Source organism: Polyangiaceae bacterium (genome assembly GCA_015075635.1).
Classification (GTDB): Bacteria; Myxococcota_A; Polyangia; order Polyangiales; family Polyangiaceae; genus JADJKB01.
The window spans coordinates 2985390-2999934 of the sequence record JABTUA010000001.1; the positions used below are offsets into that span (position 1 = coordinate 2985390).

General features: G+C 65.2%; 12 protein-coding genes. 7 read left to right on the forward strand and 5 right to left on the reverse strand.

All coding sequences use genetic code 11. The features are described from left to right. Positions 1 to 67 precede the first annotated feature (67 nt). The gene (locus HS104_13480) at positions 68 to 2287 is read left to right on the forward strand and encodes a polysaccharide biosynthesis tyrosine autokinase (GenBank protein ID MBE7480979.1); all 2220 of its coding nucleotides are present in this window, start codon (positions 68 to 70) and stop codon (positions 2285 to 2287) included. A gap of 3 nt (positions 2288 to 2290) precedes the next feature. On the opposite strand, the gene HS104_13485 is transcribed toward HS104_13480, so the two are convergent. Next, the gene (locus HS104_13485; GenBank protein MBE7480980.1) at positions 2291 to 3067 is read right to left on the reverse strand and encodes a glycosyltransferase family 4 protein; all 777 of its coding nucleotides are present in this window, start codon (positions 3065 to 3067) and stop codon (positions 2291 to 2293) included. Between the two features lie 573 nt (positions 3068 to 3640). On the opposite strand from HS104_13485, the gene HS104_13490 reads away from it, so the two are divergent. Both HS104_13490 and HS104_13495 read left to right on the forward strand, forming a co-directional pair. After that, positions 3641 to 5059: an MBOAT family protein gene (locus tag HS104_13490; GenBank protein ID MBE7480981.1), complete on the forward strand. Its 1419-nt coding sequence runs from the start codon at positions 3641 to 3643 to the stop codon at positions 5057 to 5059. A gap of 116 nt (positions 5060 to 5175) precedes the next feature. Then, positions 5176 to 6087: a hypothetical protein gene (locus HS104_13495; GenBank protein ID MBE7480982.1), complete on the forward strand. Its 912-nt coding sequence runs from the start codon at positions 5176 to 5178 to the stop codon at positions 6085 to 6087. Here HS104_13495 and HS104_13500 read toward each other — a convergent pair whose 3' ends face one another. The 3 genes from HS104_13500 to HS104_13510 all read right to left on the reverse strand — a co-directional run bounded on the left by HS104_13500 (position 6088) and on the right by HS104_13510 (position 9612). Beyond that, positions 6088 to 6750, reverse strand: a complete 663-nt coding sequence (locus HS104_13500; GenBank protein ID MBE7480983.1) for a hypothetical protein — start codon at positions 6748 to 6750, stop codon at positions 6088 to 6090. Positions 6751 to 6965: 215 nt separating this feature from the next. Continuing rightward, positions 6966 to 8330: a hypothetical protein gene (locus tag HS104_13505; GenBank protein ID MBE7480984.1), complete on the reverse strand. Its 1365-nt coding sequence runs from the start codon at positions 8328 to 8330 to the stop codon at positions 6966 to 6968. Between the two features lie 133 nt (positions 8331 to 8463). After that, positions 8464 to 9612, reverse strand: a complete 1149-nt coding sequence (locus HS104_13510; GenBank protein MBE7480985.1) for a glycosyltransferase — start codon at positions 9610 to 9612, stop codon at positions 8464 to 8466. A gap of 103 nt (positions 9613 to 9715) precedes the next feature. Here HS104_13510 and HS104_13515 point away from each other — a divergent pair, with 103 nt between their 5' ends. Genes HS104_13515 through HS104_13530 form a run of 4 tightly spaced genes read left to right on the forward strand, consistent with a single transcriptional unit; the run spans position 9716 to position 13578 of the window. Continuing rightward, entirely contained in the window at positions 9716 to 10153 is a 438-nt protein-coding gene (locus tag HS104_13515) for a hypothetical protein (protein MBE7480986.1), read from the forward strand. After that, positions 10150 to 10710: a hypothetical protein gene (locus tag HS104_13520; protein MBE7480987.1), complete on the forward strand. Its 561-nt coding sequence runs from the start codon at positions 10150 to 10152 to the stop codon at positions 10708 to 10710. Before HS104_13515 ends, HS104_13520 begins: the two co-directional genes overlap by 4 nt. Next, positions 10710 to 12692, forward strand: a complete 1983-nt coding sequence (locus HS104_13525) for an NAD-dependent epimerase/dehydratase family protein (protein MBE7480988.1) — start codon at positions 10710 to 10712, stop codon at positions 12690 to 12692. Before HS104_13520 ends, HS104_13525 begins: the two co-directional genes overlap by 1 nt. Positions 12693 to 12735: 43 nt before the next feature. Beyond that, a complete protein-coding gene (locus HS104_13530) occupies positions 12736 to 13578 on the forward strand; it encodes a class I SAM-dependent methyltransferase (protein MBE7480989.1) in 843 nt (280 codons plus the stop codon). A gap of 31 nt (positions 13579 to 13609) precedes the next feature. Here HS104_13530 and HS104_13535 read toward each other — a convergent pair whose 3' ends face one another. Next, positions 13610 to 14380, reverse strand: a complete 771-nt coding sequence (locus HS104_13535; protein MBE7480990.1) for a glycosyltransferase family 4 protein — start codon at positions 14378 to 14380, stop codon at positions 13610 to 13612. Positions 14381 to 14545: the final 165 nt, after the last annotated feature.

The following is a 14545-nucleotide window of genomic DNA, read 5'->3' on the forward strand; positions in this document are numbered from 1 at the left end:
ACACATTGAATCCGCGACCGCTCCGGCGCATCCATTCGCCCGAACCGGATTCTCAACTCGGCCTCCAATGCTCGTCGCACCGCCCAAGCCCCTCGAATCCGCCGAAGCGGCAGCCATGCTCACGCCTTTGTTTGCTTGGCGGGCGCTGCGCAAGCATTGGCCGCTGGTCATTGGGACGGTGGTCGCCCTGACGCTAGCGACCGCCTTCTACACCCTGGGCAAGACCAAGATCTACTCGGCCACGGCGACGCTCCAGATCGATCCGAACCCACCCAAACCGCTGGGCAAGGACTTTCAGGGGGTGGTGGACATGGGCCCCGGTCTCTACTGGGCGAACCAAGAGTACTACGAGACACAGTACAAGATCTTCCAGAGCCGAAGGATCGCTGCTGAGACGGTGCGCACGCTTGGTCTGAACCGGGACGCCGGCTTCCTGCTGAACCTGCCTCCGGGCAAGACAGCTCCGCCGATGGAGTGGTCCGTCGACGACACCGCACAGCTCCTGCGGTCGCGAGTGGCCGTCGACCCGGTGAAGGACAGCAGACTCGTGGTGGTCAGCCTCGAGGACGCCGACCCTCAGCGAGCTCAACGAGTGCTCACTGCGCTGGTGGACACGTATGTGCAGCGTAACATCGAGGACGCGCTCGTATCGACGAACAGCGCGAGCGACTGGCTACGTGGTCAGACGGAAAAACTGAAGCTCGAGCTCGAAACCAGCGAGATGAGCTTACACAACTACAAGAAGGACAAAGAGATCCTCTCCGTGTCCATTGACGACCAGTCGAACATGCTGCGCGCCGAGATGCAGCAGCTCAACGAAGACCTCACGCGCCTGAAGTCCAAGTCTCAGGCCATTCAATCCAGGCACGACGAGCTGGAGAAGATCAACGCGGAAGACCCGGTCAATCTCCCCGCAACGGAGCTCCTGTCCAGCCCTCTCTTGCAGCAGCTCCGCCACGAATACGTGATGGCGAAACGCGACGTCGACGCGCTCCAAGCCTCGGGTAAGGGGTCCAACCACCCAGAGACTGCGGCTGCCGCGGCTCGAACGGCGACGATTCGAGCGGCCTTGCTAGCCGAGATCAAGAATGTCAAGGGCGCGGTCGCCAAGGACCTGAGCGGGACTCAGAGGGAGCAGAAGGGCATCTCGCGGTTGTTCGACGGAGCCAAGCGCCGGGCGATGGACTTGAACCTGTTGGAAATCGAGTACAATCGCCTGTTGCGAACCAAGAGCACGACCGAGAAGCTCTATTCACTAGTGGTCGAGCGCACGAAGGAGAGCGACCTGACACGCCTGATGCGCTTCAACAACATCTCGGTGGTCGATAGTCCCCTGGTGCCCGCAAGTCCGATACGCCCCAACGTCCCGCTCAGCGTCGCGTTCGGTTTCGCGCTCGGTGTCGCTATGGGCGTTGGTCTCGCGCTGGGTCGTGAGCTGGTGGACCGTAGCGTCAAGACCCCCGACGACGTCGAGCATGAGCTCGGCGTGCCGTTCTTGGGACTCTTGCCGGTGTGGGGCGGTGACAGTCCGGGCTACTACGGGAGGCGCAAGAGACGCCAGAAGGCGGCGGTCGAAGGGTCGGCGGCGTTGATCGTCCACAACGCTCCCACGAGCGGGGTCGCAGAGGCCGCCCGCGCGATTCGCACCAACATCTTTTTCATGTCGCCGGACAATCCCTATCGCCGGCTCCTGGTCACCAGCGCAAGCCCGTCGGAGGGCAAGACGACGGTGGCATGCAGTCTGGCGATTGCCCTGGCGCAGGCGGGGCAACGGGTGTTGCTGATCGACTGCGACCTCCGCAGGCCGCGCATGCACAAGATCTTCGGCGTGTCGAACGACGTCGGAGTGTCGACTGCGGTCTTGGACCGCGGGGTGCTCAGCACCGCGGACCTTTCAACGTCCGTCCCCAACCTAAGCCTGTTGCCGTGCGGGCCCCACGTCCCGAGCCCCGCGGAGCTGCTCCACAGCGACTCGTTCTCGCGCCTGCTCGACCACCTTCAGTCGCAATACGAGCGCATCGTCATTGACAGCCCGCCGATCGCGCCCGTCACGGACGCGACCATCCTCTCCACCAAGGTCGACGGGACCGTGGTCGTGGTGAGGGCGTTCCGCACGACCCGCGAGCTCGCTCGTCAAGCCGTCCGGTCGCTGACGGACGTCGGCGGCAAAATGGTCGGGGTCGTCCTGAACGCGGTCGACCTCGGCCGGCGCGAATACGGCTACTACCAGTACTACTATTACAAAAAGGAAGGCTACGGCGCGCCCCCGGCGGACGAAGCGGCCTGACCGTCAGCCGCGTCGAACCCAGTCCCAGGTGAGCTCTTCCTCGGGCGGCATGCCGAGCCGCTCCCTGACCAGCGACGTCCAGCGCTTCTGGTAGCTCACTTCGCTGTGGAACTCGACGAAGCGCCGGCCGCTCGGGCCGAGCCGCCAATCGGGCGCCTGCGTGAGCGCAAGCTCGAGCGCGCGGGCGAGCTCCGCGGGGCGCTCGACGTCAGAGGTCCAGCCGAGGTCGAAGTCAGAGATGGTGCGGCCGATCCATCCGAACTCGGAGCCAAGCACGGGCCGCTCCGCCGCAGCGGCCCGCAAGACAACGCTGGCCGAGCCCATGTGCCGCGGATAAGGAGCGCACACCAGATCCGCGGCTTGCACTGAATGCTCGAGAACGGCTTCCTCAACGAACTCGTCAAGGCTGACGACTCGACGACCCCCGCCGCGCCCGAACAGCTCGTCCCGAACCGAACGGACCGCTCGGTCGTGAGGACCCGCGAGCAGCAGCCGGTCGTCCTCGCCGAGTCGTGCCTGCGCAAAAGCGCGGAGCAGCCGATCCACTCCCTTGCGGACATCCATCACGCCGACGCAGGCGATGACTCGGCCGCCGTTCGGCAGGGCCAGCGCGCGACGAGCTTCCGGCTTGGATACGGCCGGCGGCGGCACGACCGGGTCGGGAACGAGTGACCAGCGGCGACTCGACCGCGGGTGCTCACGGCGCATGGCCTCGAAGACGTACGGGTCGAGGTGGTGGACTCGGTCGAACGGTGCCAGCAGGGCGGCTCGGAACGACATCCTGCGAGCGAACGCGCTCCGCCACCTGAGGCTCGGATACACCGCCCCCGCACGAAACAGCAGCGCTTCACTCTGGACGTCGCGCGGGAAGAGCCGCCGGGGCCCGAGGCGTGTCAAAGACGTCAGCTGTGCGATGCCATCCGCGTACGGCACGTAGACGTGCTCCGCAGCGAGTCGTCGCGCGGCCCGCCCCAACTCGAGCGAGAGGCGCGCGAGCGCTAGGCGCCCACCGGGCACCCAATCCAGGCAAGGGTCTAAGACAGCTCGGCCGAGCTCGGGTAAGAGCACCCGCCGGTTGGCCGTGCTAGCGGCTGCTTCAGGAGTCGTGGCGATGGTCACGGACACCGGCAGCGCGCACAGAGCGCTGGACAAGAGGCGCACGAAATTCGCGTGGTGGCCCGAAAGGTCGGGCTCGAAAATCATCGCACGTAGCACGGCCCCACCCGCCAGACGCGCTGAAGCGCTGCTCCCGACCGTCCGCCGGGCCACGGACTTCCCTCCACCGACCGACCAAACTTGAGGTAGCTTCCGCGCAGGGAAAGGCGCTCGGCTGGCGGTGCGCACTTCCTCGGCATGCTCTTCAACTCCTTCTCGTACTTCGTGTTCTTTGCGTTGACGCTGGCCGTCTACTGGGCCGTGCGAGGGCAACGCACTCGACTCTGGGTGCTCCTCATCGCGAGCCTCGTGTTCTACGGCAGCTGGAGCCCCATATTTCTGTGCCTGCTCTTCGTAACCATCGGGATCGATTTCTGGGTTGCGAAGCGCCTGTACGCTTTGGGCGACGACAAGCGACGCAAGCGACTCTACCTCGTCCTGAGTCTTTGCGGAAACCTCGGGATCCTGGCCGTCTTCAAGTACTCCGACTTCTTCCTGCAGAACGTGTCCTGGGTCGCGCGGCTCTCCGGGCTCACCGATTGGGTGCCCAAGCCCTTGGGCATCGTGCTGCCCCTCGGCATCTCATTCTACACGTTCCTGAGCTTGGGCTACATCATCGACGTCTATCGGCGGAACGCCAAGCCGATAGAGTCGTTCCTGGTCTTCTCGGTCTTCTTGATGTTCTTCCCGCACTTGATCGCGGGGCCCATCCTTAGGGCCGCGGAGTTCAGTCCGCAGCTCCAGACTCCCCGCTGGGTAGATCAGAATCGGATCTATGCGGGAGCGTCGCGCATCGGCATCGGGCTGATCAAGAAGGTCTTGATCGCGGACTGGCTCGCAGCGGTCGTCGAGCCAGTCTTCTCGAACCCGCACCTGTTCGACGGACGCTCGCACCTGATCGCGCTGTATGCCTACGCGTTCCAGATCCTGTTCGACTTCGCCGGGTACTGTGACATTGCCATCGGGAGCGCCCTGTTGCTCGGATACGAGCTTCCAGAGAACTTCCGAAGCCCGTACTTCTCGAGGAGCATCACTGAGTTCTGGAGGCGCTGGCACATGACGCTGTCCAGCTGGCTCCGCGACTATCTTTACATCTCCCTCGGCGGGAACCGCGGCGGCGCCTGGAAGACCTATCGAAACCTCGCACTCACCATGCTGCTCGGCGGGCTCTGGCACGGGGCGTCGTGGAATTTCGTCATTTGGGGCGGCTTGCACGGCCTGTACTTGGCGGTGCACCGCGCGTTTGGCGGCACTCGACCGGCGCGCGATCTCGAGGGACTGAGCTTCACCAACGCGTGGCGCACCTGGTTGACCTTCAACCTCGTGTGCTTCGCCTGGATCTTCTTTCGCGCGCAGCACTTCGACCAAGCTTGGGCAGTCCTCACCGGGATCGGCAGCCTGACCGCGTCGCTCTGGGGTTGGGCGCTGCTCCTCGGCGCGAGCCCACTCGCGCTCGGTACCTATGCCCTAGCGTCGTGGCTTCGGGGCCGCCTCCAAGCCTGGATGCCGACTGGTCCGCGTGCTCAGCTTGCATACGGCGGGCTTTGGGGCGTGCTCGGGCTGGCGCTCGCCTTGGCGGCCGCGCCGGGCGCCGAATTCATCTACTTCCAGTTCTGACCATGACCAATCCTCATCGGCGCCTGCTTCTCACAGTCCTGTCCGCGCTTGCCGTCTTTGGCGTCGGCGAGGCAGTGATGCGTGCGCTCGTGGCTCATGAGACTCCGTTTCGGCGAGTGCTCGACGATCAAGAGCGGCGGGACGCGAGTTGGTACTTCGGCGGAGCGCAACGACGCCGTGGGATCGCGCTGGCGGCCACCAGCCTCGCCGCCGGCAAGGAGACCTCCATTTCCCGAGAGCTCCGGGCGAGACTACCCATTGACACTCACCTCGTCGATGACTCTCATCCGGGGTTGGTCGCCGACATCGTGGCGCGCTCGATTGAGAACCATGAGCGAGGTCTTGTCACTGTCGCCGAGCTCAACGTGTTTCCTTTCAACGAGCGCCGGTACCTCTTCGCGGACTGGAGGAAGTACTCGGTGGTCGCACGCCCAGCGCACCTCTTGGACGTGCTGCAGCTTCCCGACCCCGGAGTTCATTGGGCCGGGTTCGAGCAGGGTGGATTCGACGGCTTCGCCGGCGCGGGTCTGCGCCGCGTCGCGAGCTCTTATTTCTTCGGTCAGGCGATCCAAGGCGGCGTGCGAGAGCGCCTACGCTTCGCTCTGCTCGGTCGTGGCACGCCTCCCAATCGCCCGTCTCAGACAGAGCGAGACAACCTTACCCGGCAGAACATCACGCGGAAATCTTTCGACGCAGGCATCGACACGCAAGTGCTTCGTGCAACTGCTACGCGAGCCTGCAAGGACCGCGCTGGGTCCTCGCTGATCGTCTACTTCCCGCCGCTGGCGCTCGGATACCTGCGCGACCTCGGCGGAGGCGAAACGTCCTTCCTGGCGCGGTTCTCCGCTTGGCGCGCCGAGGTGACGGCATCTTTCGGGAGCTGCGGCGTTGCGGTCCTAGACTACACGGAGCTCTTCGTGGATCGGCCGGACTATTTCCTAGACTACGGACACATGGAGGACGCCGCGTTCCCCGTGCTGAGCGAGCGCATGGCCGGAGACCTCCGTGAGCTCAGATTGGTCGAGTAGTCACTTGCGCAGAGCGAGTCGCACTTCGTCCCTGAGCACTTCGCTCAGAATCCGTTGCCCCTGCACCGTCAGGTGAATCGGATCGGCGAACGGATTGTCTCCGTTCTCGAGAGCTGCACGCCAGCGGGGAGCCAGGTCCACTGTCTTCACACCGAGCCCCAAGGCAACCTCACGCAGGCTGGCGAGGCCGCGGGGCTCCGAACCGCTCAACTCGTCCCTGCCCGCGTGAAGGAGTACCACGAGACGCGCGCCGCTTGCAGCCAAGAGCTTGAGCATCTCGCCGAAAGCCTGGAGCGCGCTACGCTCAGCTTCTCGGTCGATAGGCACGCCCGCGGAAGATGCCGCGACCCGTCCGGCGACCTCGGCGACCGCGAGATATGGCCAACGTCGCTCGACCCTGTCGCCGGTCGGCACGTCGAACGCATCGTGCGCTGACGCCACGACCACGGCCACTTGAGCGTCGAACGTGCCGAACCTCTTCAAGTATGCCAGCTGGTTCGCCGGGCCCCAGCTCGGAGCCGCAACTGGAACGACGATGGCCGTGCCGCCGAGTGCACGTGCAGCGAGCTCGGTGCCGAGCTCGCCTTGATCCACGAGGTCGCCGCCGTAGACCACGCTGTCTCCAATCACCAGAACGCGGACCTCCGCGGCGTGCTGGCGCACGCGCGCCAGGCTCGGACCCCGAAGCGACCACTCGTTGACGTTGATCTTCCGGCCAAAACGCGTTGTGCTGGTCGATGGGGCCAGCACGTACTCGATCTCCGCATCCGGCAGCAGCTCCGGTGGCGCTGCATAGCCGAACCCTGCTCGGAGAACTAGTTCCGTGCCAGCGGGTACCGCAACGGCCGCCGCGGCAACGATGATCCATCGACGACGCCCTAGCGAACGGGGACAAACATACGGGCTGCCCACAGGAACCACATGATGGCAAGGGATACCAAGAATATCTGCGGAACACCGGTGAAGAACAGCCCCACGTGCCCTTCCGCATGCATCTTGAACAGATAAGTCATCCCGAGCGCATGGAGGACCGGGTTCGCTGGATCGAACAGCCCCTCGTAGAACCCGACGAGGCCCCCGATGATCACGCCAACCGCGATGACGCCCCACCAGCCGTACGCCCAGTACCCGTCAAGCACGTGCGGCAGGTTCAGCGCGGTCGAGCGAATACCCATCTCGGTCTGAAGACCAAACGACAGCGCATATTCTCCGTTGTACGCGCGGGTCAGGTCGGGCTTCTCGGGCCAGAGGAACCGCGGGATGTAGCTCATTGGAATCAACTTCCAGCGGGAGCTCCCGGAGTGCCCCACGTTGCGCGGAACCCACTCGATGGCCTGAGCGACGAACAAGAGCGCACTCAACCGATCGGCGGCGGCATCGACGTGCCCCGAAGTCTTGCGATCGCTTGACCAACTCTGCTCCACCGCCGCGGTCCAGACATCGAAGCGCTGCGAGATGGCCACGTCGCCTCCTCGCCAGACCTGCTGCCGGTACAAGTGCTTAGCCGGTGTCAAGACGACGAATGCCAAGAACATCAGCGCGATGGCGCGAGTGCTCAATCTGCCCGAAAGCTGCCAACCCAAGACCAACGCTGCCAGCCAGGGAAAGAGCGCCAATCCCAGCATTCCGGTCAAGAGACCGGCGATGCTCGCAGCAGCCGTGTAGCCGAAGAACCACGCGCGCGAGATCGGGCTCTTCGTGGCATGCCAGTCTCTGTACAAGATCGTCTGAATCAACTGCTCCGCCGCGACCAACGACGCCACGGTCGCGAGCGAGGTTGACTCCCGCCCTTTCACGCCGACAAACCAAGCGACGACCAGCAACCCGATGCTGAAGACTGAGAACGCCCGCACCATGAATGATCCGGTCAGAGACCGTGGGTCCGGGAAGAGCCGTCGAACGACCGGCGACAGCCACTCACCGATTCGCTTCGCCATCCGTGCGGTGATCAAGACCACAACCAAGAACAGCACGACGGCCCAGACAGCGTAGGTGAGGCTCGTCTCCGAGATCGGGATCGGCCCGCCCACGCCCACGAGTCGGCGGGCCTTGAATACCGGAAAGCCGAAGAAGACGTATTGCGTCACCGCGACCACGGCCAAGAACGGCAGATGCTTCGTCGTCGTGCGCTGGATCACGGCGAAAGCCAGCGTCCCGAGTGCTGCCGCGCCAGCGCGGGCGGCCATCGGGTATTGCGGGGCCGCGAAAAATGCGTGGATCCCCAGCAAGAGCACGCCGACCACTGGAACCGCGATCGGAGCGCGGAGCCACTCCGCAAGGAAGTTTCGTCGCGACTCCCTCCCGCCGATCGCGGTCGGGCCGAGGGCGTGGTGGTCTGAGGCCGGTGAAACCAAGCGGGGACGAGCCTAGCACGCATCAGTGTTTCGCGTGGCTGACCGCGGCCTTTTTCCGCAGCAGCGACGCGTAAACGGCGAGCATCCGCGTGGCCAAGGCGTCCCACGAAAACTCGGCCTCCATCCATGCCCTGGCCCTGCGCCCCATCGCGCCAAGATCCTCGTGACGCAGGTCCGAAAGCGCCGCGGCGATTTGTTCGGGCGCATTCTCGACCCAGCGCCCCACGCCACGAGCGTCCAGCTCGGACCACGGCGTGCCCGTCGAGGCGACGACCGGGATCCCGTGCGCAAGAGCCTCGGCGATTGCCATGCCGAAGTTCTCCGAGTGCGAAGGCAGCACGCATACATCGGCTGCAAGGAACGCTCGGCTCTTGTCCGCGCCGCCCACTGCACCGTGAAAGGTCACACTTCGCTCCAGCCCGAGCTCACGCACCAGGCCGAGGAGCTCGTCGCGGTAGGTCGAATCCCCGTCACCATACACGTCGAGCAACACACCTGGCGAAGAGAGGGCGATGGCCCGAACCAGATTGGGGAGCGCTTTGATCGGATGCAGTCGTCCCAGGTACATGACGCGGAGCGTACCGGCGGGCATGAAGTCCCGGCGAGCGACGAGCGGCGGAAGCTCGACCCCATTGGGAATCACCACGGTCGGGAGCTCCGGGAAGCGAAGCTCGCTTTGGCGGGCCTCGTCCGCCGAAGTTGCGTGCAGGATGGTGCGGGAGGGAGTGGCCAGGCCTCTGGCCAGTCGGTCCCAAACATCCTTGATCGAGCGCCTGCTCGTGCCGTCCCAGCGCTGGAGTGCGCCTCGCGGAGACCAGACCATCGGCTTTCCCGTGATTCGAGTGGCCACGAGCGCTGACCAGACGTGTGCCGTGTAGACACCAGTCATGTGGATCAGATCCGCGCGTGGGACGGCGCGGGCGACCTCCACCGGCAAGATCGGGGACAGATTGCCGGAGAGCCGCGACCCGCAGTACCTGACCTCGTAGCCAGCTGGAAAGTGCCGCCGGCGGTCGGACACGTTCCTACGGGGGCCAGCGGCGTCGGTGCAGATGACCTCGAGCGAGACCCCGGCACGCGCCAGCGCGTCGCACAGGCCCATCAACGAAAACGTGGGCCCCCCGTAGGCCGTAGCCGGGAAGAACGCTGGCGCGACATGTAAGACGTGCATGACAGGCTCCGCCGCAGGCATCGACCAACCGCGAAGGCGGCCAAGATAGCATCCCCGCGGCTTGTGTACGCCTCGACTCGCGACGTTCTGCTATTAGGGTCTCGTGAAAGTCGCGCTCGTCTCCTCCGTAGGCGGACACCTCACGGAGCTCTTGGAGCTGGTCAAGGCGCTACCGGACTGCGAGCGCTTTTGGGTCATCAACGACGAGTCCCCCGTGCTTCCTCCGGACGAGCGGGCATACCGAATTGCGCACGCGGAACGCGACCCGCTCGTCCTCTGGAACCTCTTCGAGGTTGCGGCAGTGTTTGCTCGTGAGAGACCCGACCTGATGCTCTCTACGGGTGCTGGGCCGGCGGTGCCGGCCGCCGTAGTCGCGCGGCTGGCGGGAATCCCGGTCGTCTACGTGGAACCGACCTCGGCAGTCACCGCGTTGACGCTGACCGGCCGATTGATGCGCCCGCTCGCTCAGCGATTCTTCGTTCAGTGGCGCTCCCTCACAAGGGCGGCGCCGTGGGCACGCTACGAAGGCGGTCTCCTGTGATCGTCGGCCTGACCGGAACCTCGATGCCGTTCGAGCGGCTCGTGCGCGCCCTCGCGGCTTTCGCCGCGAGGCATCCGGATCAACCGGTGTGGGTCCAGCACGGGCATGCCGGCCGCCCGCCCGGGCTCCAAGGCGAGTCTTTCACGCCGAGGAGCGCGCTCCTCGAGCGAATCGCCGAGGCCGAAGTCGTCGTCTGCCACGCAGGTTCCGGGACGCTCTTCGACGTGCTGTCGCTGGGCCACCTGCCAGTAGTGGTTCCGCGACGCCAGCATCTCCGCGAGCACGTGAACGATCATCAGCTGGAAATCACCGAAGCATTGGCTCTCGAAGAGCGCATCATCCCGGTGCATGACGTGACTCGCTTGGAATCCGCCATCGCAGAGGCCCGTGCGCGGCGTCCGTTGGTCCGGAGGCCGGCTCAGAGCTCGCTTTTGTCCGCCCTCGCGAGGGAGATCCGCGGGCTCGAACCCAAACCGCGCTCCCACCTCATCTGGTCAGCACTGAAGGTGCTCACCGCCTGGGTTCCCGTGAATCAGAGTGGTATGGAGACGGACTGATGCGACGGATACTTGTCTGCGGGCACAAGAGCTTCGCCGCGACCGGGCTTGTGGAACGACTCGAGAGCGCGGGCTTCGAGGTTTGGACGTTTGGTCGCGGGGCGCCTGGTCGTGACGGCCGACATGTGGTTGGCCCCGTGAGTGCCATCGCCGAGAGCCCTCACCTGGACGGTTCATTCGATGCCGTCGTCAACTTCATCGTTCTCAAGAACGACACCGTCGCCCACAACGAAGGTTACATCGACGCCCTGCTGCGCTTCTGCGAGAACCATCAGGTCCGCCACCTGATCCACATCTCCTCAGTCAGCGTCTACCCGGACGCGGGGGGCCTAGTCACCGAGTCGTCACCCGTCGAGCGACACCCGGGCCGCAAAGGCATCTACGGCGCGTGGAAGGTCGCCACGGAGACCCGCTTGCTTGGCTGTGCGCCCCCGGGTGTCCGACTTTCGCTGGTTCGACCAGGCTTCATCCTGGCTCCGGGGCTCGCGAACCCGATCATTGGCAACGCCTTCAAGCTTCCGGGCACTCGCACCTTCCTGCTGGGAAATCCGCGCTCAGTCATGCCGCTGGTCGCGCGTGATCACCTGCATGACGCGCTAGTGCGAATCCTGGCCGAGTCGTCAGACGCTTCGCCCGTGATCTTCTTGCTCGTCTCCGGTCGCTCCCCGACCAAGCTGGAGTATCTCGAAGCGTGTGACGAGCTCCTCGGCGTCGGAACGCGCCTCGTGTCGCTCCCTAAGGGCGTATGGCTGGCGGGCTACGTCGCTGGTTGGCTCGCGGAGTCCGCACTCCCCGCGCTCGGGCGCAAGATCTCCACCAAGCTCCGCGGGGTGTCGTTCGAGCAGCGCTTCGACCCGTCGGAGACCGAGCGGCGACTGGGCATGACCCTCGACTTCGACTGGCGCTCGCTGCTGACGGATTCGATGGACAATCAAAGGGTCGCACCGGCGCTTCCGTTCGAGCCGCCCGTGGCACCCCCACGCGGCGACGCGGCTTCGGTGTCCATCATCGGCTTCGGGCGTATCGTGAAGCAGAAGCATCTCCCCGCGCTGCGCGCCTGTGGGTTCTCGGGCAGAGTGCGCGCCTTCGACCTGTGGCGCGGCAAGGATCCAGACACCGAGATCGACGTCGAGATGCTCGAAAACCCCGAGGACGCCGGCGCAGGCGCGTCGCTGGTCGTCGTAGCGACTCCCGGCGCCGCGCACCACGAGCTCGCACCCCTGGCGGACGCGGCACACACACTACTGGTCGAGAAGCCGCTCTGCACCACGGCCGCGGGCCTCGAGCAATGGATGCGAGCGACTGCCGGACAGCGCGGCCGCGTGCTCGTCTGCCACAACTACCGCTACAAGGCGAACACCCTCGAAATGCTCCGGTTCATGAAGCAGATCAACTCGGGGAGCCTGGTCAAGGTCAGCCTCGACTTCGAGAGCCCACCGGTGGCGTTCGACTCGGCGGCCTGGCTTCGACGGGAGCGCGCTTCGAGGACGCTGCTGCTCGACTACGGACTGCACTTCTTGGACTTGGCCTGCATGTTCCAGAAGTCGGGTTGGTCCGTGGCGGACATGAGGTATCAGCTGAACGGAGCCGGGGAGACTAGCGTGATCGAGGGAACGCTGCGGTCACCCGCGTATCCCGTCAGCTTCATCCTGCGCCAAGGGTTCGGTCGCAAGGTGTGCTCGCTCGTCTATTCCTTCCAGAACTACGAGCTGAAGCTTGGCTTCTTCCCCGACTTCTTCGTGGCGAGGACGGCCAACGAAAACCCGATCGACTGTCTTCTGGAAGCAGTTCACTCCGGGCGAGCGACCGCCGGGAAGGTTCACGACAAGCTGACGGGGCGCGACTCCGACCTCTCCCACGCTTGGGTCTATTCAGCAGCCCTAACCAAGGACTCACCGCTGCGCCTAGGAATCGACCTCGTCGACCTGGCTGGGTTCTACCAGGTAGCGCTCGACCTCGCCGAGCGGGTCTACCGCGACTAGTATCGGGAAGGACATGCCCTCGGTGGACGACTACTTGGCGCTCTTGACGCTCGAAGCGGCCAAGGCGCCTCAACGCCTCAAACGCATGCTCCGCGGGGAGCGCCCGAACGAGTTCTACGAAGAGTTCTTCCAAGCCCACGATCACGCTCTGTACGATCGCGACCCCCGCGTGCGCGCGCGGCAGGCTGTGGTCCTCGACGCGCTCTCGCGCCACGTGGTGCCTGGCGCGGCGATCTTGGACGTCGGCTGCGGGTTGGGGGACGTCTTGGCGGCGCTGCCGGCCTCCTATCGCCGCTACGGCGTCGACTATGCCGCTGCGAACGTGGAGTACGTCGCGCGCCGTCTGGGTGGCGGGGCCGACATCCGGAGAGGCTCAGCGACATCGAATCCTTTCGATGACGAGTCGATGGACGCCTGCCTTTGCCTCGAGGTCCTGGAGCACCTCGAAGACGACGCCGGCGCACTGGCCGAGATTCACCGTGTGCTGCGCCCCGGCGGCGTCCTCATCGCGGCGGTTCCGTACACCCATTACTGGCCGCAGTATCTACGCTTGATGGGGCACTACCGACACTACAATCGCGACAGCTTCGGCGCTCTGCTCGGCTCCGTCGGACTCCGCACGGTCGAGCACTTGCCGAACTACCCTCGCTGGCATCAGGCACTCACGCGCCGCTACGTTTGGGTCCGCCTTCAAAGCCTCGTCGGCGGTCGCATCGCCGGTACACGAGACATATATGAGTTCCGCTGGCCCTGGGACGCCGCACCGAGCATGGAGCGGGCGGAGGCGGCTCTGCAAACACTGAAGCGCGAGGACGAGAGTCTCGACTATGAGCGGGAGCCCACGAGCACGTTCGTCGTAGCGCAAAAGGGCGGCGCGCCGACGTGAAGCCCGCGAGCGCCCCGCAGGCCGGACGCCGTCAACCTCGGGCTGCGACGCGAGTACACAAGTCCGCCAGCATGTCGACTTGGCGCTCGACACTGAAGAGCTCGCGCACCCTCGCCCTGCCGCGCCGCCCCATTTCCCTGCGCAGCTCCGGCTCCGCGCGGAGCCTTTCGAACGCTTCTGCGAGAGCCTGTGACGACCCTTCGCTGACCACCAAGCCTGCGTCGCCGATCACGTCCGGGATGTTCCCGGAAGTCGAGCCCACAACCGCGACCTCGCAGGCCATCGCCTCTGGCAACACTCGACCGAACTGCTCCTTCCAGCGCTCCGTGGTTCGCGAGGGGAGCGCGAGCACGTCGCAGCAGTTCATGTACATGGGCACCTCGTCGTGGGGCACGTCGATGACGACGACGCGGTCTCGCATCCCGAAGCGGTCAACCTTTCCCATCAGCTCCGCCGCAAAGCTGCCGGGCGCGAAGTTCTTGAACATGTCGAGCATCAGGCACACCTCTGGGGGCATCGAGGCCACCGCGTCGATGACCAGATCGACACCCTTCTCGGGGACCAGTCGGCCGAAGTAGCCCACCACGAATCGTCCTCGGAGCCCCAGTCTCGCGCGGAGCTCCCCCACGTCCATCGGGCGGAACAGATCCAGGTCCGTACCCAGCGGGATGATGGCAAGCGGGGTATCCAGTCCCCAACCTCGTTCGAAGATGGACTGGCCCTCGTGGCTCATCACCGCGATGCCGTCCGACGCCAGACGCCCCGCGGCGTTCAACGTGCCGATCGCGAGGTCGCGAGCCACGCCTCGGGGGTCGCGGTTCCGCGCCGAGCGTACAGCCTCGCGCCAACGATTCCGCTCGATGTTCTCTGGGGTAAACGGCACAACGCGCGCTCCGAGGCGCCTCCCCACTATCGCTGCCTGGACGACCAGCACGCATCCTGGATCATGCTCGACGAAAATGACGTC